Source organism: Salinarimonas sp. (genome assembly GCF_040111675.1).
In the GTDB taxonomy this organism is placed as follows: Bacteria; Pseudomonadota; Alphaproteobacteria; order Rhizobiales; family Beijerinckiaceae; genus Salinarimonas.
This window is the reverse complement of sequence record NZ_CP157794.1, coordinates 1,529,378-1,554,276: the sequence shown is the minus strand read 5'-3', so window position 1 is coordinate 1,554,276 and position 24,899 is coordinate 1,529,378. Positions and strand designations below refer to the sequence as shown.

Annotated in this window: 28 protein-coding genes; 17 read left to right on the top strand and 11 right to left on the bottom strand. The window is 70.9% G+C overall.

Annotated features, from left to right (window positions below; genetic code table 11):
• Positions 1–170: 170 nt before the first annotated feature.
• Positions 171–1,349 carry an IS110 family transposase gene (locus ABL310_RS07265; protein ID WP_349371020.1) on the bottom strand — a complete coding sequence of 393 codons (1,179 nt, stop codon included), beginning with the start codon at positions 1,347–1,349 and terminating at the stop codon, positions 171–173.
• Between the two features lie 224 nt (positions 1,350–1,573).
• Between ABL310_RS07265 and ABL310_RS07260 the strand changes: the two genes are divergently transcribed.
• From ABL310_RS07260 to ABL310_RS07235, 6 genes are all read left to right on the top strand, one after another.
• On the top strand, positions 1,574–1,822 hold the full coding sequence (locus tag ABL310_RS07260; RefSeq protein ID WP_349371019.1) for a hypothetical protein: 249 nt from the start codon (positions 1,574–1,576) through the stop codon (positions 1,820–1,822).
• Positions 1,819–2,349 carry a DUF1523 family protein gene (locus ABL310_RS07255; protein WP_349371018.1) on the top strand — a complete coding sequence of 177 codons (531 nt, stop codon included), beginning with the start codon at positions 1,819–1,821 and terminating at the stop codon, positions 2,347–2,349. Before ABL310_RS07260 ends, ABL310_RS07255 begins: the two co-directional genes overlap by 4 nt.
• Complete coding sequence (locus tag ABL310_RS07250; RefSeq protein WP_349371017.1) at positions 2,304–3,473, top strand: phosphoribosyltransferase domain-containing protein; 1,170 nt, start codon at positions 2,304–2,306, stop codon at positions 3,471–3,473. The genes ABL310_RS07255 and ABL310_RS07250 overlap by 46 nt, the downstream gene beginning before the upstream one ends.
• Positions 3,470–4,225, top strand: a complete 756-nt coding sequence (locus ABL310_RS07245; protein ID WP_349371016.1) for a hypothetical protein — start codon at positions 3,470–3,472, stop codon at positions 4,223–4,225. The genes ABL310_RS07250 and ABL310_RS07245 overlap by 4 nt, the downstream gene beginning before the upstream one ends.
• A 295-nt stretch (positions 4,226–4,520) precedes the next feature.
• The gene (locus ABL310_RS07240; RefSeq protein ID WP_349371015.1) at positions 4,521–5,600 is read left to right on the top strand and encodes a cysteine protease StiP domain-containing protein; all 1,080 of its coding nucleotides are present in this window, start codon (positions 4,521–4,523) and stop codon (positions 5,598–5,600) included.
• A complete protein-coding gene (locus ABL310_RS07235) occupies positions 5,597–6,538 on the top strand; it encodes an HpcH/HpaI aldolase/citrate lyase family protein (protein WP_349371014.1) in 942 nt (313 codons plus the stop codon). The genes ABL310_RS07240 and ABL310_RS07235 overlap by 4 nt, the downstream gene beginning before the upstream one ends.
• A gap of 216 nt (positions 6,539–6,754) precedes the next feature.
• Here ABL310_RS07235 and ligA read toward each other — a convergent pair whose 3' ends face one another.
• From ligA to ABL310_RS07220, 3 genes are all read right to left on the bottom strand, one after another.
• A complete protein-coding gene (ligA, locus tag ABL310_RS07230) occupies positions 6,755–8,896 on the bottom strand; it encodes an NAD-dependent DNA ligase LigA (RefSeq protein ID WP_349371013.1) in 2,142 nt (713 codons plus the stop codon).
• Positions 8,897–9,042: 146 nt separating this feature from the next.
• Positions 9,043–9,585, bottom strand: a complete 543-nt coding sequence (locus ABL310_RS07225) for a GNAT family N-acetyltransferase (protein ID WP_349371012.1) — start codon at positions 9,583–9,585, stop codon at positions 9,043–9,045.
• A gap of 1 nt (position 9,586) precedes the next feature.
• Positions 9,587–9,889: a DUF1778 domain-containing protein gene (locus ABL310_RS07220; RefSeq protein WP_349371011.1), complete on the bottom strand. Its 303-nt coding sequence runs from the start codon at positions 9,887–9,889 to the stop codon at positions 9,587–9,589.
• Between the two features lie 228 nt (positions 9,890–10,117).
• On the opposite strand from ABL310_RS07220, the gene mtnA reads away from it, so the two are divergent.
• Both mtnA and ABL310_RS07210 read left to right on the top strand, forming a co-directional pair.
• The gene (mtnA, locus tag ABL310_RS07215) at positions 10,118–11,221 is read left to right on the top strand and encodes an S-methyl-5-thioribose-1-phosphate isomerase (protein WP_349371010.1); all 1,104 of its coding nucleotides are present in this window, start codon (positions 10,118–10,120) and stop codon (positions 11,219–11,221) included.
• On the top strand, positions 11,218–11,871 hold the full coding sequence (locus ABL310_RS07210; protein ID WP_349371009.1) for a class II aldolase/adducin family protein: 654 nt from the start codon (positions 11,218–11,220) through the stop codon (positions 11,869–11,871). The genes mtnA and ABL310_RS07210 overlap by 4 nt, the downstream gene beginning before the upstream one ends.
• A gap of 10 nt (positions 11,872–11,881) precedes the next feature.
• Here ABL310_RS07210 and uvrC read toward each other — a convergent pair whose 3' ends face one another.
• Positions 11,882–13,981, bottom strand: coding sequence for an excinuclease ABC subunit UvrC (gene uvrC / locus ABL310_RS07205; RefSeq protein WP_374730376.1), 2,100 nt, complete (start codon positions 13,979–13,981; stop codon positions 11,882–11,884).
• 141 nt (positions 13,982–14,122) lie between these two features.
• On the opposite strand from uvrC, the gene ABL310_RS07200 reads away from it, so the two are divergent.
• The 4 genes from ABL310_RS07200 to ABL310_RS07185 all read left to right on the top strand — a co-directional run bounded on the left by ABL310_RS07200 (position 14,123) and on the right by ABL310_RS07185 (position 16,282).
• Positions 14,123–14,317 (top strand): hypothetical protein, encoded by a 195-nt coding sequence (locus ABL310_RS07200; RefSeq protein WP_349371008.1) that lies wholly within the window; start codon positions 14,123–14,125, stop codon positions 14,315–14,317.
• A 587-nt stretch (positions 14,318–14,904) separates the two neighbouring features.
• Entirely contained in the window at positions 14,905–15,033 is a 129-nt protein-coding gene (locus tag ABL310_RS07195; RefSeq protein WP_349371007.1) for a hypothetical protein, read from the top strand.
• Positions 15,034–15,194: 161 nt separating this feature from the next.
• The gene (locus ABL310_RS07190; protein ID WP_349371006.1) at positions 15,195–16,127 is read left to right on the top strand and encodes a ribose-phosphate pyrophosphokinase; all 933 of its coding nucleotides are present in this window, start codon (positions 15,195–15,197) and stop codon (positions 16,125–16,127) included.
• Positions 16,124–16,282 (top strand): hypothetical protein, encoded by a 159-nt coding sequence (locus ABL310_RS07185; protein WP_349371005.1) that lies wholly within the window; start codon positions 16,124–16,126, stop codon positions 16,280–16,282. Before ABL310_RS07190 ends, ABL310_RS07185 begins: the two co-directional genes overlap by 4 nt.
• Before the next feature lie 217 nt (positions 16,283–16,499).
• Here the strand turns inward: ABL310_RS07185 and ABL310_RS07180 are convergent, their stop codons facing one another.
• The 6 genes from ABL310_RS07180 to ABL310_RS24905 all read right to left on the bottom strand — a co-directional run bounded on the left by ABL310_RS07180 (position 16,500) and on the right by ABL310_RS24905 (position 21,106).
• Positions 16,500–16,814 (bottom strand): P-II family nitrogen regulator, encoded by a 315-nt coding sequence (locus tag ABL310_RS07180; protein WP_349371004.1) that lies wholly within the window; start codon positions 16,812–16,814, stop codon positions 16,500–16,502.
• A gap of 9 nt (positions 16,815–16,823) precedes the next feature.
• Positions 16,824–17,819, bottom strand: a complete 996-nt coding sequence (locus tag ABL310_RS07175) for a sodium-dependent bicarbonate transport family permease (RefSeq protein ID WP_349371003.1) — start codon at positions 17,817–17,819, stop codon at positions 16,824–16,826.
• Between the two features lie 454 nt (positions 17,820–18,273).
• Positions 18,274–19,758: an NADP-dependent isocitrate dehydrogenase gene (locus ABL310_RS07170; protein WP_349371002.1), complete on the bottom strand. Its 1,485-nt coding sequence runs from the start codon at positions 19,756–19,758 to the stop codon at positions 18,274–18,276.
• A 247-nt stretch (positions 19,759–20,005) separates the two neighbouring features.
• On the bottom strand, positions 20,006–20,395 hold the full coding sequence (locus tag ABL310_RS07165; protein WP_349371001.1) for an endonuclease domain-containing protein: 390 nt from the start codon (positions 20,393–20,395) through the stop codon (positions 20,006–20,008).
• A 154-nt stretch (positions 20,396–20,549) separates the two neighbouring features.
• Positions 20,550–20,861 (bottom strand): hypothetical protein, encoded by a 312-nt coding sequence (locus ABL310_RS07160; RefSeq protein WP_349371000.1) that lies wholly within the window; start codon positions 20,859–20,861, stop codon positions 20,550–20,552.
• Entirely contained in the window at positions 20,858–21,106 is a 249-nt protein-coding gene (locus tag ABL310_RS24905; RefSeq protein ID WP_374730400.1) for a colicin E3/pyocin S6 family cytotoxin, read from the bottom strand. Before ABL310_RS24905 ends, ABL310_RS07160 begins: the two co-directional genes overlap by 4 nt.
• Before the next feature lie 227 nt (positions 21,107–21,333).
• Between ABL310_RS24905 and ABL310_RS07155 the strand changes: the two genes are divergently transcribed.
• The 5 genes from ABL310_RS07155 to ychF all read left to right on the top strand — a co-directional run bounded on the left by ABL310_RS07155 (position 21,334) and on the right by ychF (position 24,898).
• A complete protein-coding gene (locus tag ABL310_RS07155) occupies positions 21,334–21,969 on the top strand; it encodes a 50S ribosomal protein L25/general stress protein Ctc (protein WP_349370999.1) in 636 nt (211 codons plus the stop codon).
• A gap of 83 nt (positions 21,970–22,052) precedes the next feature.
• Positions 22,053–22,664, top strand: coding sequence for an aminoacyl-tRNA hydrolase (pth, locus tag ABL310_RS07150; RefSeq protein ID WP_349370998.1), 612 nt, complete (start codon positions 22,053–22,055; stop codon positions 22,662–22,664).
• Positions 22,665–22,731: 67 nt separating this feature from the next.
• A complete protein-coding gene (locus tag ABL310_RS07145) occupies positions 22,732–23,037 on the top strand; it encodes a hypothetical protein (RefSeq protein WP_349370997.1) in 306 nt (101 codons plus the stop codon).
• On the top strand, positions 22,946–23,386 hold the full coding sequence (locus ABL310_RS07140; protein WP_349370996.1) for a PIN domain-containing protein: 441 nt from the start codon (positions 22,946–22,948) through the stop codon (positions 23,384–23,386). The genes ABL310_RS07145 and ABL310_RS07140 overlap by 92 nt, the downstream gene beginning before the upstream one ends.
• 414 nt (positions 23,387–23,800) lie before the next feature.
• Entirely contained in the window at positions 23,801–24,898 is a 1,098-nt protein-coding gene (gene ychF, locus ABL310_RS07135) for a redox-regulated ATPase YchF (protein ID WP_349370995.1), read from the top strand.
• Position 24,899 lies beyond the last annotated feature (1 nt).

Here is a 24,899-nt window from a genome sequence, read left to right as displayed (position 1 = left end):
CGTCGGAGGGCGCCGGCTCCTCGGCGACGAGCGGGGTGGCTCGGGCGGGCGTCTTCGTGGCAGGATGGGCGCGCGCGGCCGGAGGGCCGGCAGGAGGGGCGTTTCTTGGCGATGACGGATCTCGATCGGCGCTCGCCGACCGCGGCGGAGGAGGCTGCGTAATGAGCAAGTCAAGCAGCTTTTCGATCGGGATCGAAGGCTTCGCGGCGCTGAAGCATGGTCCAGATCACGGTGACGCGGCGCCTTGCGAGTGCGATGAGGGCCTGGGTGTGGTGCTTTCCTTCGCGTCGCTTGCGGTCGTAGAAGGCCTTGGAGAGAGGGTCTTTGGTCGTGACGGCGCAGAAGGCGCTCTGGTAAAAGACGCGCTTGAGGGCCTTGTCGCCGCCGTAGGCGCGCCGCCAGCCTGCGCGCTTTCCGGACTGGCGCTGGACGGGCGCGAGACCGGCAGCGGAAGCCAGCGCGTCGGCCGACCCGAAGCGCCGGATGTCGCCGACGCAAGCGATGAACTCTGCCGCGAGGACCGCCCCCATCCCCGGCAGCGAACGGATGAGGGCGCCGTCAGGGTGGTCGGCGAGCAAGCCTTCGAGATCGCGCTCGATCCGGACGATCCTGGCGCGCGCCTCGAGTGCCTCGTTTGCAAGCTCGCGGATCAGTTCGGCCGTAGGCGCCTCGCCCGGCACGACGATCTTCTGCGCCCGGGCGGCCTCCAGCGCGCGATCGACGAGGGCGTCCGTCCCGTGCAGGTGCGGCGTCCTCTTCAGATGCGCGAGCAGGCGGGGTTTTCCGGCGCGTCGGATCTCGGACGGCGTGACGTAGCGCGTGAGCAGGGCCAGCGGCCCCTTGCAGGTGAGGTCCAGCGTCCGTTCGAGGCCGGGGTGGATGCCGCACAGAAGTCCACGCAGGCGGGAGATGCGCCGCGTCTGATCCTGGATCAGCTCGCGCCGGCGACCGACCTTCAGCCGGAGCGCGACGAGCGTGTCGTCGTCCGGCAGGATCGGGCGCAGATCGCGGGTGCGCACCAGGTCCGCGATGGTGCGCGCATCCCGCGGGTCGGACTTGCGTTCGCCCCCCGAGAAGCCCTGGCCGGCGCGGTTCACCGCGATGCCGGGCGTGTGCACGAGGGCAAAGCCCTCGGCCAGCAGGACCGCTTCGAGGAAGCGGGCGAAGGAGCCCACGACGTCGAGCCCGATCACCACCTCTCGCCCGAGCGCGCGAAGCTCCCCGACCAGCGCGTCGATCGCGTCCGGGTCGTTCTCGACCGCGCGGTCGAGAACGACCCGGCCCTCGCCGTCGACCGCCACCGCCCAATGCGTGACCTTCGCGGCATCGATGCCGACGCATATCCTCATCGTACAACCTCCCTTCCGACCCCGGAACGCAGGCCTCGTCTCGCCGGCATCGCCTTACAAAGCCATCGAGGGCATCGCGTAATCAGCGGTCGATCAGAGGCGGCGATGCGGGCGGCCGAGCCACCTGAGCCATCGAGGACAGCCGGCATGACAGCCATACCCGCATCGCCTGCGCCACAGCAGCTTCTCACTACCGACAGCGCTAGGAAAAGGGGTAAGGCGGCGTGACCCGCTGGCTGATCGTCTTCCTCGTCCTCGCCGCGCTCTTGACGCTGACCCGCGAGGCGGTGCTGACGCTCGGGGAAATTCGGCGGCGCCGTCGCGCACGTCTCACGGACGAGCTTGACGAGGACGCCCTGGAATACGACATCGCGGAATGGCGACGTTCCACGGGGCGTCGCCTCTGGCTGCAGCTGGTCGGCGTTCCCCTCCTCCTCCTCGGCGTTCTCATCTTGGTCGGAGTCTACGGATGAAAGACAGAATGCGCGGCGGCCTCGTGAAGGCGCTGCTTCTCCTGATCGTGCTCCTGCCGGTGGGGGCGTTCCTGCACTACAACCTGCCGGGCTACGACGTGGTCCGCGTCGTCGGCACCGAGATCCGGCGCGTGGACACCGAGCCCACGACGGGCGAGAACCCCCAGAGGACGCGCGACGTCTACGTGATCCAGGCCGTCGATCCCGACGGGGGCGACGTGCGGGTGTACTACAACGAGGACACCGGCTGGGGCTTCCCGTTCTATTTCAAGTTCGACTCGGCCAACGTCCAGGCGCGCGCGCAGGAGCTGGCGGAGGACCGCGCGACGGCGCTCGTCACGCATTACGGCTGGCGCGTGCCGATGTTCTCCTGGTTCCCCAACGCCGTCTCCGTGGAGCGGGTGGAGCCGGGCTACACGCCGATCCCGTGGTTCAACATCGTCTTCCTGGTGATCCTGGCGCTGGTGATCGGCTGGATCTGGTGGTCGATCGCCCGCTGGCGGCGTCGCCGCGCGGCGGCGCACTGACCGCCTCCGCGATGGACTTCGAGGCGCGGCTCGCGACGGGGACGATCGAGGCCCGCGTCGCGCGGTCCTCGCGCCCGCCGCGCGACCTGTTCGGCTTCGCGGAGCGGCGCAACCCGAAGCGCTCCTTCCTGTTCGTGTCGAAGGTGCTGGGGCGCCACATCCCGGTGGCGCCCTCGGTGATGCGCGGCGCGACGCGGGAGCTCGCGGGGACGATCCCCGCCGACCTGCCCGGGCCGGTGCTCGTCGTCGGCATGGCGGAGACGGCGGTGGCGCTGGGCGCGGGCGTGGCGCAGGACTACGCGGCGGCGACGGGGCGCGACGACGTGCTCTACCTACCGACGACGCGCCACCCCCTCGGCTCGCCGCTGTGGCTGACCTTCGAGGAGGAGCACAGCCACGCGACGCGCCACCTGATCCACGAGCCGCTCGACCCGGATCTCGCGGCTTCGGCGCGCGGCGCACGCAGCCTCGTCCTCGTCGACGACGAGGCCTCGACCGGCAAGACCTTCGTGAACCTCGCCGCCGCCTTCCGGGCGGCCGGGCTCGCGCCCGAGCGGACGGTGCTGGTGACGCTCACCGACTGGTCCGGCGGATCGGCGGCGCGTGCGCTCGGCGCGACGAGCGTGGCGCTGCTCGAGGGGACCTATCGCTGGCGCCCGATTCCGGGCGCGCCGCTTCCCACGATGCCGGGGGTCGACGTGACCGCGCGCGGCGCGCATTCGCCGGACCCCGCGCGGGACTGGGGGCGGCTCGGCGTGCGGGAGCACCGGACGCCCTCGGCGGCGCGGCTCGCCCCGCGGCGGGGGGAGCGGATCCTGGTGCTGGGGACGGGGGAATACGTGTTCCCGCCCTTCCTGCTGGCGGAGGCGCTGGAGCGCGCGGGGGCGGACGTGCGGTTCTCGGCCGTGACGCGCTCGCCGATCGCCCTCGGCCACGCCATCGAGACGGCGCTCGCCTTCGGCGACAATTACGGGCTCGGCATCCCGAACTTTCTCTACAATGTCGTACGCGAGCGCTACGACCGTATCGTGATCTGCGTCGAGACCGGACGCGCCGCGCTCGACCCGGCGCTGGTCGAGGCGCTCGGGGCCGAGGTCGTGGAAGACGGAGAGCTTTACGGATGAGCCGCCCCATCGTCTTCGTCGATCTCGACGACACGCTGTTCCAGACCCGGCGCAAGTGCCCGCCGGACGAGCCTTCGGAGCACCTGACGCTGGCGGCGCAGGCGACGAACGGCGCGCATTCTCTGATGACGCGCCGGCAGAAGGCGCTGGTCGACTGGCTGATCGCCTCGGCGGAGACGGTGCCCGTGACGGCGCGCTCGACGGAGGCCTATTCCCGCGTGGCGATCCCCTTCGCGGCGCACGCCGTGCTCGCCAACGGGGCGGTGATCCTGGGGCCGGACGGCGCGCCGGAGGCGGAGTGGGCGGCGATCATGGCGCGCGACCTCGCCGCCCACGAGGAGACGCTGGCGGCTCTGCTCGAGCACGGCCGCGCCGCGGGGGAGACGGCGGGGCTCGACATGCGCTCCTGGATCGTGGCCGAGGCGGAGATCGCGACCTACGCCGTGTTCAAGCAGAACGACGGCGAGGGCGAGCGGCTCGTCGAGATCGCCGACGCGCTGACCACCGGCTTCGACCTCGCCGGCTGGACCGTGCACCACAACGGCAACAATCTCGGCCTCCTGCCGCCGGCTTTGTCGAAGCGCCGGGCGGTGGACTGGCTTCTGGCGCGGCTTCGCGCCGAGGACCCGACGCGGCCCGCCATCGGCTTCGGCGACAGCCTGACCGATTTGCCGTTCCTGCTCGCCTGCGACCTGTTCGGGGCCCCGGCGGGCAGCCAGCTGGCGCGGGCGCTGACGGAGGGGGCGGGGTGATGGGGGGCGCGACGGCGCCGGCATCCCGCGCGGCCGCATCGGAGTGCTCGCTGACGCGAGACGCGGCACGGCCTCTCCTTCCCTGTAGGGGAAGGTGGCGCCGCGCGAAGCGCGGTGACGGATGGGGCGCGCGGAACGCGCGTTCGGCGAAGCCGAAACCGACGTGCGCGACCGTCGGCCGCCCGGGAGCTTCCGCTTCGCGGAACGCGTCGCTCGCGCGCCGCGCCCCATCCGTCTCGGCTTCGCCGAGCCACCTTCCCCTACGGGGAAGGAAAAGCGCCGGGAGGCTCCGCTGATGCTGGGCGGGTTCCCGGGGTCGTTCGCAGCGGGGGACGTCGATTTCCTGCTGACCCCGCTCGCCATCGACGAGACGCCGGTGGAGGAGAAGGAGCGGGCGATCCAGTCGGGGGCGCGGCACTATTCCGAGATGATCGGGCGCGAGAGCCCGCCCTCCCCCGAATACCGCGCGCTCTACGACGACGCGCTGGCGCGCCATGCGCCGCGGGCGGCGCGGGAGGTCGCGGGGCTGGCGAAGGGGCTCGCCGCGGCGGTGGACGGGCCGATCACGCTGATGAGCCTGGTGCGGGCGGGCGCGCCGCTGGGGGTTCTGCTGAAACGGTCGCTGGAATGCCTGGGCCGCGACGTGGCGCATGCCGGGATCTCGATCATCCGCGACCGGGGCATCGACGAGGCGGCGCTCGCGCATGTCGCCGCGCGGCGGCCGAGCGCGGGGGCGGTGTTCGTCGACGGCTGGACCGGCAAGGGGGCGATCGCGGGGGAGCTGGAGCGGGCGCTCGCGGGGCGGACCGACTACGCGCCGCGTCTCGTGACGCTGGCCGATCCGTGCGGGCGGGCCTGGCTCTCGGCCTCGGGGGAGGACTGGCTGATCCCCTCCGGCATCCTCGGCGCCACCGTGTCGGGGCTGGTGAGCCGGACGATCCTCAACGAGGCGATCGGGCCGGGGGACTTCCACGGCTGCATGGTGTGGGACCACCTCGCGCCGCACGACGTGACGCGCGATCATGTCGAGGCGATCTGGCGGCTCGCGCGCCCGGCTCTGGGCGATTCGACCGCGCCGCCCATCGCGCCTGAGGACCCGGACCGGGCGCGGCGGCGGGCCGCCTCGCTGGCCGTGGTCGAGGGCCTCGCGGCGCGGTTCGGCGTGGACAACCGCAACCGGATCAAGCCGGGCATCGCCGAGGCGACGCGCGCGGTCTTGCGCCGGGTGCCCGAGCGGGTTTTCGTAGCGTCGAGGACGGACCCCGATTGCGCCGCGCTGGTTCACCTGGCGCGCGAGCGGGCGGTTCCGCTCGAGGAGGCCGGGGCGGCGATCGCGCCCTACCGGGCGCTGACCTTGATCAGGAGGGTGTCGTGACGATCCCAGCCGACGCGTCCCCGATCGATCCGCTCGCGCTCGGCGCGACGCTCTACATGCCGGCGACGCGGGCCGACATGCTCGCCGTGGCGCAGGGCGCGAAGATCGGCGGCCTGCGCTCCATCGTGCTGTGCCTCGAAGACGCCGTGCACGAGACCGATCTCGGCGACGCGCTGGCGAACTTGCGCGCCCTGCTCGGGCGGCTCGCCCGGCTGCCGCCGGCGGAGGGCGCGCCGCTGCTGTTCGTGCGGCCGCGCTCGCGGGCGATGGCGGCGGAGATCGCGACGCTGCCGGGCGCGGAGCGGCTCGCCGGCATGGTGGCGCCGAAGGTGCGGCCGGGCCAGGTCGCCGGCTGGATCGCGGCGCTGGGCGATAGCCGCCTGATGCTGATGCCGACGCTGGAGACGGCGGAGGCGTTCGACCCGCTCGCCATGCGCGATTTCCGCGACGAGCTCCTGGCGGAGGGGCGCGGGCGGGTGCTCGCGCTGCGCATCGGCGGCAACGACCTCCTCGCCTGCCTGGGGCTGCGGCGCATCCCCGGCGAGACGCTCTACGAGGGGCCGCTCGGGGCGGTGGTGGCGCAGCTCGTCGGGCTGATGATCCCGGCGGGCTTCGCGCTCACCGCACCGGTCTACGACGTCGTGCGCGACCCCGCGACGCTGGCGCGCGAGACGGCGCGGGACGTCGCCCACGGGCTCGTCGGCAAGACGGCGATCCACCCGATCCAGGTGGCGACGATCCATGCCGCCTTCGCGGTGAGCGCGCCGGAGGTGGCGAGCGCCGAGGCCGTGCTGGCCGAGGAGGCGAAGGCCGTTTTCCAGCACGAGGGCGCGATGTGCGAGCCCTCCGTGCACCGGGCCTGGGCGCGCCGCGTGCTGGCGCGGGCGGCGTTGTACGGGGTGACGGAGGAGGGGTGGGCGGCGGACGCGGTGGGGTGAGTGATTGGGGGGTGTGGTCGTCGTCCCCGGCCGGAGCGCCGCAGGCGCGCAGGGGAAGGGGACGTGAGCGCGAAAAGCGCGCCGAAGGCGCTCTATTGCCGCCGACCAGGCGGCTGGTCGCCGCCGGAAGGAGCGCCTGCGGCGCGACAGATCTGCTGGGTCCCCTTCCCCTCCGCGCGCAAGCGCGCTCCGGCCGGGGATGACACGAGGAGCGCTCTACCGCCCGACCAGCGCGAACCAGCCGTCCTCGTCCGTCACCTGCACGCCCAGGTCCTGCGCCTTCTTCAGCTTCGACCCCGCGCCCGGCCCGGCGACGACGAGGTCGGTCTTGGCGGAGACGGAGCCGGCGACCTTGGCGCCGAGGCGCTCGGCCATGGCCTTGGCCTCGTCGCGGGTCATCTGCTCGAGGGTGCCGGTGAAGACCACGGTCTTGCCGGCGACGGGGCTGTCGGTGTCGATGCTCTCCGCGAGCGGCTGGGGCGTCACCTCGGCGAGGAGCTCGTCGAGCATCTCCTCGTTGTGGCCCTCGCGGAAGAACTCCACCAGCGCGTCGGTGACGACGGCGCCGATGCCGTCGATGTCGATGAATTCCCGGTAGGCGCCCTCGTCGCCGCCGGCGGCGCGCTTGGCGGTCTCGCGCAGGGTCTCGAACGTGCCGAAATGGCGGGCGAGCAGCTTGCCCCCGGTCTCGCCGACATGGGGGATGCCGAGCGCGAAGACGAAGCGGGCGAGGTCGACCGTGCGGCGCGCATCGATGGCGGCGAAGAGGTTGCGGGCGGATTGCGGGCCCCAGCCCTCGCGGCTCTCGAGCCGAGTGAGGCTCTGGGCGTTGCGGCGCTCCAACGTGAAAATGTCCTGTGGGCGGGTGACGAGCCCGTCGCGGTAGAAGTCCTCGACCCGCTCTGCGCCCAATCCCTCGATGTCCATGGCGGTGCGCGAAACGAAGTGCTTGAGCCGCTCCACGGCCTGGGCCGGGCAGATCAGCCCGCCGGTGCAGCGGCGCGCCGCGTCCTCCCGGCCGGTGCGCGGGTTGAGCTCGCGCACGGCGTGGCTGCCGCAGGCGGGGCAGGTGGTGGGGAAGATGTAGGGCGCGGCGTCGGGCGGGCGCTTGTCGATGACGACGTCCATCACCTTGGGGATGACGTCGCCGGCGCGGTAGACGATCACGGTGTCGCCGACGCGGATGTCCCGGCCCTCGCGGATGGTCTCGCCGCCGCCGCCGATGCCCTTGATGTAGTCCTCGTTGTGGAGCGTCGCGTTCGAGACCACGACGCCGCCGACCGTCACGGGCCGCAGCTTCGCGATGGGGTTGAGCGAGCCGGTGCGGCCGACATTGATCTCGATCGCCTCCACCACCGTGAAGGCCTCCTGCGGCGGGAACTTGTGGGCGAGCGCCCAGCGCGGGGCCCGGGAGACGAAGCCCAGCCGCTCCTGCAGGCCGAGGTCGTCGACCTTGTAGACGACGCCGTCGATGTCGTAGCCGAGATCGGCGCGGTCCTGCTGGATGCGGCGGTAATGGGCGAGCATCTCATCGAGGGTGGCGCAGCGCGCCATCAGGGGATTGGTCCGGAAACCCCAGGACTCGAAGCGCTTCACCGCCTCGAATTGCGTGGGCGCCGGCGGGCTCATGGCGCCCCAGGCGTAGGCGAAGAACTTCAGCGGCCGCTCGGCGGTGATGCGCGCGTCGAGCTGGCGCAGCGAGCCGGCGGCGGCGTTGCGCGGATTGGCGAAGAGCGGCTTGCCGGCGGCGACCTGGCGTTCGTTGATGGCGGCGAAATCGGCGTGGGAGAGATAGACCTCCCCGCGCACCTCGACGGCGCCCGGCTCGGGAATCTCGGCGGGGATGTCGTCGACCGTGCGGGCGTTGGCGGTGACGTCTTCGCCCTCCGTCCCGTCGCCGCGGGTGGCGGCGGTGACGAGCCGCCCGTCCTCGTAGCGCAGCGAGAGCGAAAGGCCGTCGATCTTCGGCTCGGCGGTGAAGACGGGCGTCTCGGCGAGGGCGAGGAAGCGCTTCACCCGGGCGACGAAATCCGCCACCTCCTCGTCGTCGAAGGCGTTGTCGAGGGAGAGCATCGGCACGCGGTGGCGCACCTTGGCGAACTTCTCCGCCGGCTTCGCGCCGACCCGCTCGGAGACGCCGAGCTCGCCCTGGGCGATCAGCTCCGGAAAACGCTGCTCGATCTCGCCGAGCCGGCGGCGCAGGGCGTCGTACTCGGCGTCGGAGACGGTGGGCGCGTCCTCCTGGTGATAGCGCACGTCGTGCCCGGCGATCTCCTCCGCGAGCCGCCTGTGCTCGGCCTTGGCCTGACGTGCGGTGAGAGCCGAGGGGGCGAGATCGGCATACGAGGTGCGGGCCATGCGGGGTGACTCGGGCGGGTGACGACGCCCGGGACTTTAGCGCGCGCGGTCGCGAACGGAAGGGGGGGCGGCGGTGCGCAGGACCGCGCCCTCTCCACCCGCCGGCCTTCGTCCGACTTTCTCCCCCGCGGGGAGGGCGCCCCGCCCTACCCTGCCCTGAGCGCGCCCTCCGCCGTCTCCACCGGGAGCAGCATGGTCTCGGCGTCGTCGGAGAAGGCGGCGAAGCCGAAGGCGGCGTAGAAGGCGCGGGCGCGGTCCTCCACGGCGCGGGCGAGGACGGCGCGGACGCCGAGCTCGGCGCCGGTGGCGACGATGCGCTGGAGGGCGTCCATCAGCAGGTCGGCGCCGAGCCCCCTGCCCTGCCAGGGCGCGTCGACGGCGAGCCGGCGCAGGATCGCGACGGGAATCGGGTCGCGGGCGGGCGTGGCGTAGGGCAGCCGCGGGCGCGGCGGCTCCTCCGGCGCCGCGACCAAGCCGGCGGCGAGGCAGAAGAAGCCGGCGATCCGACCGTCCTCGCAGACGGCGAACGTGCGCGCCCCGCGCGCGTCGCGCCGCAGGGCACGGCGGCGGATCCAGGCGTCGATCACGGCGTCGCCGCAGGCGAAGGCGGAGGCGTCGCATTCATGGGTGAGCCGGCCGGGTCGCGAGAGGCCGGTCGTCGCGCCGGCCACGGTGACGGAGCGGTGCACCTCAGCTCTCCCAGGCCGGACGCCGGCCCATCAGCGCCTTGAGCCGCGCGCTCGCGGACGGCGGCGAATCGAGCGCCTCGAGGAAGGCGGCATGCCGCGTCTCGTCGAGCGCGAACAGCCGCTCGTCGAGCAGCACGTCGACGGCGCGCGAGCGCGCGCTCTCCAGGATGAATTCCGAGCGCGTCTTGCCGAGCGCGCTCGCGGCCTTGTCGATCAGGTCGCGGGTGCGCGCCGGCGCCCGCACGTGGATCGTCGTCTCGCGCCGGACGCTGTCCGCTCGGGCCGTGCGCTTGCCCCGTTCCATCGGCGCATCCTCCTGCGCGAGACTCCGGCTCGCAGCTGTCGCGTCAAGTTGACACAGCATGCGTAACGATTTCTCCGACGTCAACACGGAGGACTTGGTATGCCGGGCGTTCCGATCGAACGCACGCCTTGACGCGCCGGCCCCGCTCCGCCCCAATGCACGGACGGATACAGGCGGCGATTGCCCGGCGGCGATCGTAAGCCGTGCGCGAGCCGGCGGAGGCGCAGCATGAAGATTCACGGACGGCACTACCGCACCATCTTCCCCGCCGAGGACGGCGAGGGCGTCTCGATCATCGACCAGACGAAGCTGCCCTTCGACTTCGCGCTCGAGCGGCTGGCGACGCTGGACGACGCGGCCGTGGCGATCCGCGACATGAAGGTGCGCGGGGCGCCGCTGATCGGGGCCACGGCGGCCTACGGCGTGGCGCTGGCGATGATGCGCGACGCCTCCGACGCGGCGCTCGCGGAAGCCGTGCGCGTTCTCGGCGCGACGCGCCCGACGGCGGTGAACCTGCACTGGGCGCTGGCGCGGGTGGAGCGGCGGCTCGCCGCGCTCGCGCCCAACCAGCGCATCCGGGCCGCCTGGACCGAAGCGGAGGCGATCTGCGACGAGGACGTGGAGCAGAACCACGCCATCGGTACGCACGGCGCGCGGCTGCTGGCCGAGATCCACGCGCGCACGAAGAAGCCGGTGAACGTGCTCACGCACTGCAATGCCGGCTGGCTCGCGACGGTGGACTGGGGCACGGCCATGGCGCCGATCTACCAGGCGCACGATGCCGGCGTGCCGGTCCATGTCTGGGTGGACGAGACCCGTCCGCGCAACCAGGGAGCGGCACTGACCGCCTACGAGCTCGGCGCCCACGGCGTGCCGCACACGGTGATCGTCGACAATGCCGGCGGGCACCTGATGCAGCACGGGCGGGTGGACATCTGCTTCGTCGGCTCCGACCGCACCACGGCGGCGGGCGACGTCGCCAACAAGATCGGCACCTATCTCAAGGCGCTCGCCGCCAAGGACAACGGCGTGCCTTTCTACGTGACGTTGCCGGTGACCACGATCGACTGGACGCTCGGCGACGGCGTGGCCGAGATCCCGATCGAGGAGCGCTCGGCCCGCGAGGTGACGCACCTGACGGGTGAGGACGAGTCGGGCGCGATCCACACCGTGCGGGTGGTCGCGCCCGGGAGCGAGGCGGGGAACCCGGCCTTCGACGTGACGCCGGCGCGGCTCGTCACCGGGCTGATCACCGAGCGCGGCGTTTGCGCGGCCTCCCGCGAGGGGCTGGCCGGGCTCTATCCCGACTATGCGAAGACGGCGGCGGAATGACGAAGCAGGACCAGGAGAGCGTGCGCGCCCACATCGTGCGGGTGGCGCAGGCGATGGACGAGGCGGGCTTCTGCCCGTCGAAGTCGGGCAACGTCTCGGCGCGGACGGACGCGGGCATGATCATCACGCCGTCCGGCCTGCCCTACAAGGCGACGACGCCGGCCGACCTCGTCGAGATCGGCTTCGACGGCGTGGTGCGGGCGGGCAAGCTGCGGCCCTCCTCGGAATGGCCGTTCCACGCCGCGATCTACGAGGCGCGCCCGGACGCGAAGGCGATCGTGCACACGCATTCGCCCAAGGCGACGGCGCTGGCCTGCGCGCGCCGCGGCATCCCCGCCTTCCACTACATGGTGGCCTATTGCGGCGGCAAGGACATCCGCTGCGCGGACTACGCCACGTTCGGGACGGACGATCTCGCGCGGAACGCCGTCGCCGGCCTCGAGGGGCGCAAGGCGGTGCTGCTCGCCAACCACGGCGTCATCGCGCTCGGCGCGACCCTCGACGGCGCCTACGCCATCGCCGCGGAGGTGGAGAACCTCGCCGGGCAATACTTGGCGCTGCTGGCGGCGGGGCTGGAGCCGGTGGTGCTCGACGACGCCGAGATGGCGCGGGTGGGGGAGAAGTTCGCGGGATACGGGAAGGTGGGGTGAGGAGGCCCGGCTAGCCCCCCTCGTGGAAGTGGTCGTACACCGCCTTCGCGGTGGCCGCGTTGACGCCCGGCGTCTTCATCAGGTCGTCCAGCGCGGCGCGCTGGATCGCCTTCACGGTCCCGAAATGGTGGAGCAGCGCGCGCTTGCGGGCGGGGCCGATGCCGGCGATCTCGTCGAGCGGGTTCTTGGTGAGCGCGCGCTTGCGCTTGGCGCGGTGGGTGCCGATGGCGAAGCGGTGGGCCTCGTCGCGCAGGCGCTGGATGAAATAGAGCGCGGGGTCGCGGGGCGGCAGCTTGAACGGGCTCTTGCCCGCGCAGAAGAAGGTCTCGCGCCCCGCGTCGCGGTCGCGGCCCTTGGCGACGCCGACCAGCGCGACGTCGGTCACGCCGATCTCGGCGAGCGCCTTGCGCGCCGCCGCGACCTGCCCAGCGCCGCCGTCGATCAGCACGAGGTCCGGCCAGGCGGGGAATTCCTCGTCGGCGGACGCGGCCGCCTCGAGCTCCTCCTCCAGAGCCTCGTCCTCGCTCTCGAGCTCGGGCCCCTCGGCGACGAGCGCGTCCTCGATCTCACGCGCCTCCTCCGGCTCGTCCGCGACCGCCTCGCGGGCGCGGAGGAGCCGGTCCGGATGCTCCTTGACGAGGCGCGCGAAGCGGCGGCCGAGCACCTCCTTCATCATCCCGAAATCGTCCCCGGGGCTGAGGTCCTGCGACTTGATGTTGAAGGTGCGGTAGTGCTGCTTCATGAAGCCGGAGACGCCGGCGACGATCATGGCGCCCACCGCGTTCGTGCCCATGATGTGGGAGTTGTCGTAGACCTCCACCCGCCGCGGCGCCTCCTCCAGGCCGAAGGCCTGGGCCAGCGCGCCGAGCAGCTTCGCCTGCGAGGAGCGCTCGGCGAGGCGCCGGCCGAGCGCCTCCTTGGCGTTGCGCAGCGCCCCCTCGACCACGGCGCGTCGCTCGCCGCGCTTGGGCGCGTGCACCTCCACCTTGTGCCCGGCCTTGAGGGTGAGCGCCTTCTGGACGAGCTCGCGCTCCTCGATGTCGTGCGAGAGCAGCACGAGCCGCGGCGGCGGCTTGTCGGCGTAGAACAGCGAGACGAAGGAGGCGAGCACCTCCTGCGTCGCGAGCCCCTTCTCGGCCTTCGGGAAATAGGCCCGGTTGCCCCAGTTCTGCCAGTTGCGGAAGAAGAACACCTCCACGCAATAGGCGCCCGCCTGCTCGTCGATGGCGACGACGTCCGCCTCCTCCACCGACCGGGTGTTGATCCCCTGCGATCCCTGGATGGCCGAGAGCGCCGCGATGCGGTCGCGGTAGCGTGCGGCGCGCTCGAACTCGAGCGCCTCCGCCGCCTCCTGCATGTCGGCGGCGAGGCGCTCCTTCACCGCGGTGGAGCGCCCGGCGAGGAAGTCCTTCGCCTCGCCCGCGAGGGCGGCGTAGTCCTCTTTCGAGATCTCGCCCGTGCAGGGGCCCGCGCAGCGCTTGATCTGGTGGAGCAGGCAGGGTCGGCTTCGGTTGTCGTAATAGCTGTCCGTGCAGGTGCGCAGCAGGAAGGCGCGCTGGAGCGCCGTCATGGTGCGGTTCACCGCCCAGACGCTGGCGAACGGGCCGAAATAGGCGCCCTTGCGGTTCCTCGCGCCGCGATGCTTCACGAGCTGCGGCGCGCGCTCGGCGTCCTCGGTGAGGAGGATGTAGGGCAGGGACTTGTCGTCCCGCAGCAATACATTGTAGCGCGGCTTGAGCTGCTTGATCAGGTTCGTCTCGAGCAGCAGCGCCTCGGTCTCGGTCTGCGTCGTGACGAACTCCATCGCCGCCGTGTCGACGATCATGCGGGCGATGCGGTTCGAATGCGCGTAGCCGCGCGCGTAGGAGCCCACGCGCGACTTCAGGTTCTTGGCCTTGCCGACGTAGAGCACCTCGCCCGAGGCGTCGATCATGCGGTAGACGCCGGGCGCGTTGGGCAGCGTCTCCCAGAAGCGCCGGATCACCGACATGCCGGCCGCGAGCTCCGCCGGCGCCTCGAAGTCGAAGGCCGCGCGCGTCCCCTCGGAATCGGCGGCCTCCGGAAGCGGGGCGATGTCGGTCGCGGGCGTGGAATCGGTCTCGTCGCTCATCGTGGGCGAGATGTATGCGACCGGCGGGCGGGGGGGAAGGGCGCGCGCCGTCGCGGCGGATTGCGATCCGTCAATCGGACGCGTGGCGAGGCCCGTAGGATGCGCTCGGGAAGGGGTTTCGGGGGCTCCGGAGGCTCATGCATGAACCGGTCCCGCAACAGGCTCCTGCCGTGGTTCGTCGGCGTCGCCATCGTCGTCGCGGCGGTCGTCTTCGTCGGATGGCGCATGATCGCCACCGGCTGCGCCGCCGACACGCCGGTGGCGCTCGGCGTGCTGATACTGATCCCGCTCGTCTATCTCGGGCTGATGTACCTGACGCTGACGAGCCAGGAATGAGGCGCCGGGGGTGCGTCGGCTGTCTCCCGCGCAGCGCTGGATGAAGAGAGGCCCCTGGACCCGGCTGCCAAAAGCCGGTTGCTTTTTTCGAGCTTGACGACCAAAGCGCTTCTGCGGCCTTGCGCACGGGCCGAGATGCGCGCAAACTATGAGTGACCCGGGCATACAGATCGACCTGGAGGATGTCGACGGAAACGTCGCCATCGCGATCGTCCGAACGCCGGTTGGAACGTTGCACGTCGTCGCGCGCTTCGTCAGAGCCGGTGATACGCTCCGAGTGGAAGACGCGCACGTCCAGGGGCTGGGCCGCGGCGCTCTCGGCCGCAGGGGGCTGAACGCGATCGGTCGTGCCGTTCTGGAGGCTACGAATGTCCAGCAGGTCTGCGTTTTCGGCGGCGTTCGGACGACGGGTGCACGGCCCGGCTCGCGCCCGCCGCCCTTCTGCTTCCCGCGTCGCCGTTGATTTGCGGGCGGCTTCCGGCATCGAAAGACCCGTGGATCTCGTCCGTCGCCTGCGGGACCTCGGCGCTCCGTTGGCGACGGCTCACGCGGTCCTCGGATCTCTGGCTGAGACAGGGAACGCGAGGGTGCCGCTGTCGGCGAGCCGCGACCGTATCGAGGACGCGCTGGCCGAGTTCGACATCGAGGTGATTCCGCGGCCCGCCCACGAGGGCGACACGTCGGACGACGAGGAGCCCAGCGCTCCCCGCTTCTGACGCCCCCTCGTCGGAACGGGTCCGCCGCCGCGCGCCCATTCGGCTGTCCATGCGCCTCGTCCATGCGCTTGCCCATGCGCCGGCTACCCTGATAAGACCCCTCGCGACATCCGCGCGCGGGCGCCCGACGCCGCGCCATCCAGCTCGAGGCCCCGTTCCCGATGAAGCTCGTCGCCGGCAATTCCAACCGTCCGCTCGCGGAGGCGATCGCCGCCTATCTCGATGTCTCGCTGGTGCGCTGCACCGTCAAGCGCTTCGCCGACATGGAGATTTTCGTCGAGCTGCAGGAGAACGTCCGCGGCGAGGACGTCTTCATCGTGCAGTCGACCTCGTTCCCGGCGAACGACCACCTGATGGAGCTCCTGATCCTCATCGACGCCTGCCGGCGCTCCTCGGCCAAGCGCATCACGGCGGTGATCCCCTATTTCGGCTACGCCCGCCAGGACCGCCGCACGGCCGGCCGCACGCCGATCTCGGCGAAGCTCGTGGCGAACCTGATCACCGAGGCCGGCGCCGACCGCGTGCTGACCCTCGATCTCCACGCCGGGCAGATCCAGGGCTTCTTCGACATTCCCACCGACAACCTCTTCGCCGCCCCGGTGATGACCCGCGACATCAAGGAGCGCCTGCCGACGGGCGAGCGCATGGTGGTCTCGCCGGACGTCGGCGGCGTGGTGCGCGCCCGCGCCCTGTCGAAGCGCCTCGAGACCACGCTCGCCATCGTCGACAAGCGCCGCGACCGCCCCGGCGAGTCCGAGGTGATGAACATCATCGGCGAGGTGCGCGGGCGCTCGTGCATCCTCATCGACGACATCGTCGATTCCGGCGGCACGCTGTGCAACGCCGCCGAGGCGCTCCTCGCCGAGGGCGCCACCGAGGTCTCCGCCTACATCTCCCACGGCGTCCTCTCCGGCGGCGCGGTCTCGCGCATCGCCAATTCCAAGCTCAAGGAGCTCGTCATCACGGACTCGATCCAGCCCACCGAGGCCGTGAAGGTCGCCCGCAACATCCGCGTCGTCTCCATCGCCCCCCTGATGGGCGAGGCCATCGCCCGCACCGCGAGCGAGAGCTCGGTGTCGAGCCTGTTCGATTGATCGCCGATAGCGGGAGAGGGCACCTGCCGGATCACAAGGTCGCCCTCGTCACCGCCGGCGGGTCCGGCATGGGCGCGGACGCTTCGCGCCGGCTCGCCGCCTACATGACCGGCCAGAACCTGCGGCTCGACGGCGGTCTGACGCGCTCGCTCTGAGCGGGGCCCCGCTGGTCGGCGTTTCTCCGTCATCCCGGACGGCGAAGCCGATCCGGGACCTATACGCGCCGACGCCGGATTCGCAGCCTTCAGGCTGCGTTGCGCTGCATCGACGCGCAGGGAGGTCGCGCGACGAGCGCGCCATGCGCGCTCGAAGCCGAGGTCGCGGTGATGGGTTCCGGGTCCGCTTCGCGGCCCGGGACGACGTCGTTCGCGCTCAGAACTTCTCCGCCCGCACCACCTCGACGCTCTCGAGCCAGACGATGCCCGTATGGCGCTGGAAGCTCTCCCGCGCCAGCGCCTCGGCGATCCGCTCCGCCGCCGTGCGGTCGAGCATCACGGCCTCGAGCTTGACGATGGAGAATTCCCGCACGAGCGAGGCGCCGTCGGCGGGATGGAGCCCGTGCGAGCCCTTGCCGCCGCCGGGAAAGATCGAGTAGCCGCTCACCTTCTCGGCTTCCAGGATGCGCTCGATCTGCGGCAGCAGGAAGCGCTCGGCGACGATGGAGATCTTGGTGGCCGGTGTCGTCATGGGAGCCTCTCAGGCGGGGAAGACGGTCTGCGCGAGCGCGAGCCAGAGCGGGATGGAGAGGAGCGCGACGGGCGTGCCGATGCCGGTGGAGGAGCCGACATAGGCGGAGGGGTTGGCGGTGGGGATCGCCGCGCGCAAGGTCGGCGGGCCCGAGATGTCCGAGCTCGACGCGGCCATCACCGCGAGCAGCGCGACGCCGCCCGGCGAGAAGCCGGTGAGGACGTGGGCGACGGCGCCCAGCCCGAAGCCGAGGAGCCCGTGCAGGAGCGGCGCGGCCACCGCGTAGACCGCGTAGACGTGGGCCACGCGCCGCAATTCGGCGAGACGGCTGTAGGCTTCCATGCCCATCACCAGCATCAGGATCGACAGGAGCCCGCGGAAGAGCGGGTCGTAGAAGCTCTCGTAGACCGATTCCGGCCGTGCGAGGAGGCCGAGCGCGAGGCCGAGCAGCAGCGCCGAGAGCGCCGCGCCCCGCAGGCTGTCGACGACGATCGGCCAGAGCGCGACCCGCTCGCCGTCCCCCTCCTTGCGGCGCCGGTGCATCTGCGCGAGCACGATGGCGGTGACGAGCGCGGGAATGTCCATAAACGGGTAGAGCGCCGGCACCCAGCCCTCGAAGGCGACGCCCTCGCCGTCGAGCAGCACCATGCCGGCGGCGAGCGTCGAGGCCGACACCGCCCCGAACAGGCCCGCCGTGGCCACCCCGTCCTCGACGCGCACGCCGCGCATCCGGCCGAGCGTGAACCGCCCGATCAGCACGATGACGACGCCGAGCACGGCCGCGATCAGCGCCGGCACGACCAAGGCGGCGATCTCCGCCTCGCGGATCTCGATGCCGGCGCCGAGCCCGATGCGAAGCAGCAGGAGCGCCACGACGAACCGGTAGATGGCGTCCGGGATCTCGAAACGGCTGCCGAGCGCGGCGAGCACCATGCCGCCGATCAGGAAGGCGAGGGTCGGCTTCTGCAGCTGGGCGACGAAGGTGGCGAGGAAGTCGAGAATCATGGGGCGGAAGCTCGCGAAAGGGGCGCGGGCCCTCTGACTACATGCCTATTCTCGATCTGGATAATTCATTGTTCTGGAGACATCGTTCGCTTCGAGAGAACGTTCACCGCGCGGTCGGCGGCCGGTCGCGGGCCGCCGGACAACAGGAGCGCTTCTCTTCTCCAGCTCGGCGGGCGCGCCGAAGCTCCTCCTTCCTTGTAGGGGAAGGTGTCGCCGCGCGAAAGCGCGGTGACGGATGGGGCGCGCCGGCAGGCGCGTTCGGCGAAGCCGAATTCGACGGGTGAGACCGCCGGCCGACGGAGAGCTTCCGCTTCGCGGAACGCGTCGCGCACGCGCCGCGCCCCATCCGTCTCGCCGCTGCGCGGCGATCCACCTTCCCCTACAGGGAAGGACACGGGTCGATGCGCCCGCCCGAGACCGCCACGATGCCGTTCGTGGCAGGTCGCGCCGGCGATTACTCCCCCTGGCCGAGCGAGTACCCCGCCACCCCGTCGAACGTGTAGAGCTGCTCGGTCTTCACGAAATCGACCCCCGCCGCCGCGAGCGCGGCGAGGAGGGCGGCGACGTCGGCATTGGCCGGCGTCGCGCCCTCGGGCGCCTTGAAGCGGGCGCGCCAATGGTCGACGAGGCTCGTCTCCGGCAGGCCCTGCGGCCAGACCTTGACGCCGCGATTGGTGAGCAACGTCAGCGCGAAGGGCGCCACCGCCGCCCCCTGCAGCCGCGCGGCGAGCGTGTCCGGGTCGGTCGTGTCGTCGTGGACGAAGACGTCGACGCCCACCAGAGCCTTCGCCTGCTTCTTCCGCGGAGCGGCCTGCGGCACGCCGAGCGGCGCGCCGGCCTGGTAGGCGACCGGGGCGAGCGTGCGCGGCGCCTCGCCGAGCCGCGCGATCACCGCGTCGGCGAAGGCCTGCGTGCCCACCGGCGCGACCTCGCGGCCGCGGGCGAGGTCGGCGGTGACGATCCCGTCCTCGAGCGTGCGCTTCCAGGCGTTGTGGATCCGCGTCGCGACCTCCGCCTGGCCGAGATGGACGAGCATCATCACGCCCGCCAGCAGCAGGCCCGAGGGGTTCGCGACGTCCTGGCCGGCGATGGTGGGCGCCGAGCCGTGGATCGCCTCGAACATCGCCCCGTGCGGGCCGATATTGGCCGACGGCGCGAGGCCGACCGAGCCCGTCACCTCGGCGGCGATGTCGGAGACGATGTCGCCGTAGAGGTTCGGCGTCACGATCACGTCGAACAGGTCCGGCTGCGCCGCGAGCTTGGCCGCCCCGATGTCGATGATCCAGTGGTCGGTCTCGATCTCGGGATAGTCCGGCGCGATCTCCTCGAAGACCCGACGGAACAGGCCGTCGGTGAGCTTCATGATGTTGTCCTTGGTGAAGGCCGTGACCTTCCGCCGGCCGTTGGCGCGGGCGTACTCGAAGGCGTAGCGCACGATGCGCTCGCAGCCCGGGCGCGTGATCAGCTTGAGGCACTGGACGACGTCGTCCGTCTGCCGGTGCTCGATGCCGGCATAGAGGTCCTCCTCGTTCTCGCGCACGATGACGACGTCCATCGTCGGGTGCAGCGTCGGCACGAAGGGCGCGTAGGCCGAGCAGGGGCGCACGTTGGCGAAGAGGCCGAGCGCCTTGCGCATGGTGACGTTCAGGCTCTTGTAGCCGCCGCCCTGGGGCGTCGTGATCGGGGCCTTGAAGAGCACCTCGTTGCGCCGGATCGTCTCCCACGCCGCCGCCGGGATGCCCGAGGTCTCGCCCGAGCGATAGACCGCCTCGCCGATCGTGATCGGCTCGCAGGCGATCTCCGCTCCCGCCGCCTTCAGCACGCGCAGGCTCGCCGCCATGATCTCGGGCCCGATGCCGTCCCCGAAGGCGACCGTCACGGGCGTCGCGCCCGGGCCGGCGGTGAACAGGGTGTCGGCGGGATCGAACGGTGCGGACATGGGTGTGGCCCCCGTGTGGTGTCGGTGTCGGTGAGCGTGTAGCCGGAGGCGGACGTTCTGGGAAATAGATTGTGGCGAACGATGTGTTCGGTTGGAGTGAACGGTTCGTGCGCCGTGCTCGGCGGCGATCCCTCCCCGCAGGGGAGGGAGGAGGCTCGCAGAGCCGACGGGTGGGGAGGGCCGGGCATGCCGCGCCGCCCCCCGGGCCGCTGGGGCGGCCCACCTTCCCTTCGCTGAGATGGCGGCGTCACGACCAGTATCGTTCCGGGTCCGTGAGGCGCGCGTGGATCTCGTCCATCACGTAAGGCAGCTCGAGCGCGATCTGACGATTCCAGAAGCGCGCGACGCGGAAGCCCTCCGCCCGCAGCATCCGGTCGCGGCTGCGGTCGCGCCCCTCGTGCCCCGGCTCGCCGTGATGCGCACCGTCGACCTCGACGACGAGACGCGCCTTCAGGCAGGCGAAGTCCACGACGAAGGGGCCGATCGGGACCTGCCTGCGAAAGTGGTATCCCGCCGGCCGCAGCTTGCGCAACCCACCCCAGAGCCGCTTCTCCATCGGCGTCGGGTAGAGACGCAGCGCGCGCACCCGCGTTGGCGCGACGGACGTCGTCGGCCGCCCCCTCGCTCGTACGGTCATGCCTCGCTCCTCGTGATCCCTTTTTGTTCTCGGCGCAATGTAGCCTGCTCGACGCGGAAAGCAACCGAAAAGTTTCACCTCTCGCGTCCCACCCCTCCGGGCCGCTGGCGCGGCCCACCTCCCCTGCGGGGAGATGGCGGCGGCGCGTCCGTCTTCACGTTCGGGGCCGCTCGCTGCTCTGCAGAGGGCTGCTCGGCGGGGGCTCCGCCGTATGGAGCGGCTCGGAACAGGGCTCGAGGTAATAAGCGAGCGCCGGGTCGAGCGGGCCTGCCCCGATCAGGCCTGCGATGTCGTTGGCCTTGGCGGGCTCGAGCTCGTAGGAGAAGACGGCGTCCGGATCGTCCGCGGGGATCGCGACGAGACGCTTCACGTCCTCGTCGCGGCCCTCCGGGACACGGAAAGAGAAGCTCTCCTGGTCCGTTTTCGGATCGTAGCCGACGAGCTCATGCATGATGCGCATCTTCATGGCTCTATTCTCCGGGTCGGATCGGGCGGAGTAATGAGTTTCCCGGTATCAGGATCTGCCTCGCCCTGGTGCCGTCCGCGATGATCGTACACCTCGACGCGGCCATGCTGATAGTCCCATTCGTAGATCCGGTCGTCGTCTCGCCAGCGTCTCCGCTTCCGTCCGTCGTCCATGACCGTCTTGGGACGAACCTTGTGCGCCCTCGGGAATCCACGAAGTTGGTTGGGCGGAGGGATGTACGCCATGGAAGCAACGCGTTGATCGGGAAACCGCACTTGCGGCACCATGGTTGCACGTCCTCTTGCAGACAAGGAAAAAGGCGCAGCTTGCCCTCCCCCGCAAACCCGCCTATAAGCCCGCTCGCGCCCGCTAGACACCCTTGGAGGCACGGGCGCGCGCCGGGCCGCCCACGCGACGTCGCATCACGGGCGGCCTTCGGCGTTTCCAGACAGACGCTGAGGAAAACACGACCATGTCCGAGACCAAGATTCTCCAGGCCGTGGCGCGCGATCGGGCCGGCAAGGGGGCCGCCCGCGAAGCACGTCGTCAGGGCCGCGTTCCCGCCGTGATCTACGGCGCCGGCAAGCCGCCCCGCGCCATCGCCGTCGACTTCAACGAGATCAAGAAGCTGATCTACGCCGGCGGCTTCAAGACCACCGCTTTCGACATCCAGGTCGACGGCCAGAGCGAGCACGTCATCCCGCGCGAGTATCAGCTCGACCCGGTGAAGGACATGCCGATCCACGTGGACTTCTTCCGCGTCGGCAAGGGCCAGACGATCGCGGTCGAGGTGCCGGTGCACTTCGTCAACGAGGAGAAGTCGGTCGGCATCAAGCGCGGCGGCACGCTCAACGTCGTGCGGCACACGATCGAGCTGAACGTCCCCGCCGACAAGATCCCGGACGCCATCGAGATCGACGTCTCCAAGCTCGACATCGGCGACAGCCTGCACATCTCCGCCGTCGCCCTGCCCAAGGGCGTGACGCCGACGATCACCGATCGCGACTTCACCATCGCCACGATCGCCGTTCCCGCGGGCGTGCGCGAGCAGCTGCAGCAGGAGGCCGCCGAGAAGGCCGAGTCCGGCGGCGGGGAGGAGGAGGGCTGATCCGCGCCCTTCTCGCAAGACTGTTTCGTGCGCGCGCTCCGGCCGAAGGGCCGGAGCGTTTCGCCGTTTCGGGGGAGGGTCCCGTGCGCCTCTTCGTCGGGCTGGGCAATCCCGGCGCCCGCTACGCCGGAAACCGTCACAACATCGGCTTCATGGCGATCGACGAGATCGCCCGCATCCACGGCGCGGCCCCCTGGCGCCGCCGCTTCCAGGGCGAGGCGTCGGAGGCGCTCGTCGGGCGCGAGCGGGTGCTGCTCGTCAAGCCGCAGACCTACATGAACGAGAGCGGCCGCGCGGTCTCCGAGGCGATGCGCTTCTACAAGATCCCGCTCGACGACGTCTGCGTCTTCCACGACGAGCTCGACCTCGCGCCGGCCAAGCTGCGCATGAAGAAGGGCGGCGGCAACGCCGGCCACAACGGCCTGCGCTCGATCACGGCGCAATGCGGCAACGACTATCGCCGCGTGCGCCTCGGCATCGGCCATCCCGGCGACAAGGCGCTGGTCCACGGCTACGTCCTCAACGACTTCGCCAGGTCCGAGCAGCCCTGGGTGGAGGACCTGTGCCGGGCGGTGGCGGACGCCGCCGAGCTCCTCGCCAAGGGCGACGACGCCTCGTTCCAGAACAAGGTGCATCTGGCCATGGAGGGCCGCGGCTGGGGCGAGGTGAAGCGCCCGGGGGAGAAGCGCGGTTGACACGGCAGGGCGCTTGCACGACATCACGAGAACACGGATCTCGTGTTTTCGTGAGCGGAGCGCGGCCATGAAGAACGTGACGATCAGCCTCGACGAGGAGGTCCTCGCACGGGCGCGCGTCGAGGCGGCGAAGCAGGGCAAGAGCCTGTCGCGGTTCGTCTCGGAGACGGTGGAGCAGCGGATCGGTCGTCAGCTGACGCAGAAAGAGGCGTTGGCCGGCTTTCTCGCCGGACCCGAATGGCGGTCGAAGGGCGGGCCGCTGCCGAAGCGCGAGGAAATCTATGAAGAGCGTCTTCGTCGATACGAACGTGCTGATCTACATGCGGGATCCGACCGAGCCTCTGAAGCGGAGCGCGGCGACGGCTTGGGTTGAGCGTCTGGTCGCCCGCGGCCTCGTGGTGATCAGTCCGCAAGTCCTGAACGAGTTCGTGTCGGTGTCGCTTAGACGCTTCGACAACGGAAGGGACGAACTCGAGACCAAGGTTCACTTCCTCACCTCGTTCTGCAAGGTGGAGCTGACGGCGAAGACCGTCATGCGAGCGCTCGACCTCCGCCGGGGTCGCATGCTGTCATGGTGGGATGCGGTTCTCGTCGCATCGGCTCTCGACCACGGTTGCGAGCTCTTGCTGACCGAAGATCTTCACGATGGTCTGCAGATCGAAGGCCTCCGCGTGGTCGACCCGTTCACGACGAGCATCGATACGATATTGCGAGACGTTTGAAGATCGCGGGAGGGCCTTGCGTTCGGAGGAACGATCCCGCCGCAGGAGAAGGCCTATGGAAGACGAGAGATCGGAACGGTCCGAAGAAGCAGAATCTGCGGAGAACAACGCGATTGCGCGAGCCGACGAGGGACGCGACAGACCGGGGGAGCCGCAGCGGATGTCGCAGCGCACCGTTCTGCAGCGCTTCCTCGCCGGGCCGCCTATGGACCTTCTCGACGAGAACGGCCGGGCGCCGACGCGGGACCAGATCTACGACGACGACCCGAAGTGAGCCGCGCGCCTGCTGAGAGATTTGCCGCTTCCCCCGAAGCGAAGACATGGTACACGAAACCCGCTTCGAGGGCGTGACGGTGATCAGCCCCTTCGAGGTCGCGCCTCACGAGATCTGAACACGAGATACGCAGGACGGACATGGGCTTTCGCATGGGCATCGTCGGGCTGCCGAACGTCGGCAAGTCCACGCTCTTCAACGCGCTGACGCAGACGGCCGCGGCGCAGGCGGCGAACTATCCGTTCTGCACGATCGAGCCGAACGTGGGCGACGTCGCGGTGCCGGACGAGCGGCTCGACACCCTCGCCGCGATCGGCAAGTCGGCGCAGGTGATCCCCACCCGCCTCACCTTCGTCGACATCGCCGGCCTCGTGCGCGGCGCCTCCCGCGGGGAGGGGCTCGGCAACCAGTTCCTCGCCAACATCCGCGAGGTCGACGCGGTCGCCCACGTGGTGCGCTGCTTCGAGGACGAGGACGTCACCCACGTCGAGGGCAAGATCGACCCGATCGCCGACATCGAGACCATCGAGACCGAGCTGATGCTCGCCGATCTCGACAGCCTGGAGCGGCGCGTCCTCGGCCTCGAGAAGAAGGCCAAGGGCGGCGACAAGGAGGCGAAGGAGAGCCTCGACCTCTGCAACCGCGCCCTCGTCCTGCTGCGCGAGGGCCAGCCCGCCCGCCTGGTCGAGGTCTCCGCCGAGGAGGAGAAGGCCTTCCGCATGCTCGGCCTGATGACGGCCAAGCCGGTGCTCTACGTCTGCAACGTCGAGGAAGGCTCCGCCGACCAGGGCAACGCGTTCTCCGCGCGTGTCTTCGAGCGGGCGAAGGCCGAGGGCGCGCAGGCGGTGGTCGTCTCCGCCAAGATCGAGAGCGAGATCGCCATCCTGCCCGAGGCCGAGCAGGCCGAGTATCTCGAGGCGGTGGGCCTCTCCGAGCCCGGCCTCAACCGCGTCATCCGCGCCGGCTACAGGCTGCTGGGCCTGCTCACCTATTTCACGGTGGGCCCCAAGGAGGCCCGCGCCTGGACCATCGTCGACGGCACTCGCGCCCCCCAGGCCGCCGGCGTCATCCACACCGACTTCGAGAAGGGCTTCATCCGCGCCGAGACCATCGCCTACGACGACTATGTTTCGTTGAAAGGCGAGGCGGGGGCCCGCGAGGCGGGCAAGATGCGGCTTGAAGGAAAAGAGTACGTGGTGCACGATGGGGATGTGATGCACTTCCGCTTCGCTCCTTGAG

Coding starts and splice junctions, on each gene's coding strand:
- ABL310_RS07265 (WP_349371020.1), bottom strand. CDS start 1,349: ATGAGGATATGCGTCGGCATCGATGCCGCGAAGGTCACGCATTGGGCG.
- ABL310_RS07255 (WP_349371018.1), top strand. CDS start 1,819: ATGAAAGACAGAATGCGCGGCGGCCTCGTGAAGGCGCTGCTTCTCCTG.
- ABL310_RS07245 (WP_349371016.1), top strand. CDS start 3,470: ATGAGCCGCCCCATCGTCTTCGTCGATCTCGACGACACGCTGTTCCAG.
- ABL310_RS07240 (WP_349371015.1), top strand. CDS start 4,521: ATGCTGGGCGGGTTCCCGGGGTCGTTCGCAGCGGGGGACGTCGATTTC.
- ligA (WP_349371013.1), bottom strand. CDS start 8,896: ATGGCCCGCACCTCGTATGCCGATCTCGCCCCCTCGGCTCTCACCGCA.
- ABL310_RS07220 (WP_349371011.1), bottom strand. CDS start 9,889: ATGGAACGGGGCAAGCGCACGGCCCGAGCGGACAGCGTCCGGCGCGAG.
- mtnA (WP_349371010.1), top strand. CDS start 10,118: ATGAAGATTCACGGACGGCACTACCGCACCATCTTCCCCGCCGAGGAC.
- ABL310_RS07210 (WP_349371009.1), top strand. CDS start 11,218: ATGACGAAGCAGGACCAGGAGAGCGTGCGCGCCCACATCGTGCGGGTG.
- uvrC (WP_374730376.1), bottom strand. CDS start 13,981: ATGAGCGACGAGACCGATTCCACGCCCGCGACCGACATCGCCCCGCTT.
- ABL310_RS07200 (WP_349371008.1), top strand. CDS start 14,123: ATGAACCGGTCCCGCAACAGGCTCCTGCCGTGGTTCGTCGGCGTCGCC.
- ABL310_RS07190 (WP_349371006.1), top strand. CDS start 15,195: ATGAAGCTCGTCGCCGGCAATTCCAACCGTCCGCTCGCGGAGGCGATC.
- ABL310_RS07180 (WP_349371004.1), bottom strand. CDS start 16,814: ATGACGACACCGGCCACCAAGATCTCCATCGTCGCCGAGCGCTTCCTG.
- ABL310_RS07175 (WP_349371003.1), bottom strand. CDS start 17,819: ATGATTCTCGACTTCCTCGCCACCTTCGTCGCCCAGCTGCAGAAGCCG.
- ABL310_RS07170 (WP_349371002.1), bottom strand. CDS start 19,758: ATGTCCGCACCGTTCGATCCCGCCGACACCCTGTTCACCGCCGGCCCG.
- ABL310_RS07165 (WP_349371001.1), bottom strand. CDS start 20,395: ATGACCGTACGAGCGAGGGGGCGGCCGACGACGTCCGTCGCGCCAACG.
- ABL310_RS07160 (WP_349371000.1), bottom strand. CDS start 20,861: ATGAAGATGCGCATCATGCATGAGCTCGTCGGCTACGATCCGAAAACG.
- ABL310_RS24905 (WP_374730400.1), bottom strand. CDS start 21,106: ATGGCGTACATCCCTCCGCCCAACCAACTTCGTGGATTCCCGAGGGCG.
- ABL310_RS07155 (WP_349370999.1), top strand. CDS start 21,334: ATGTCCGAGACCAAGATTCTCCAGGCCGTGGCGCGCGATCGGGCCGGC.
- ABL310_RS07145 (WP_349370997.1), top strand. CDS start 22,732: ATGAAGAACGTGACGATCAGCCTCGACGAGGAGGTCCTCGCACGGGCG.
- ABL310_RS07140 (WP_349370996.1), top strand. CDS start 22,946: ATGAAGAGCGTCTTCGTCGATACGAACGTGCTGATCTACATGCGGGAT.
- ychF (WP_349370995.1), top strand. CDS start 23,801: ATGGGCTTTCGCATGGGCATCGTCGGGCTGCCGAACGTCGGCAAGTCC.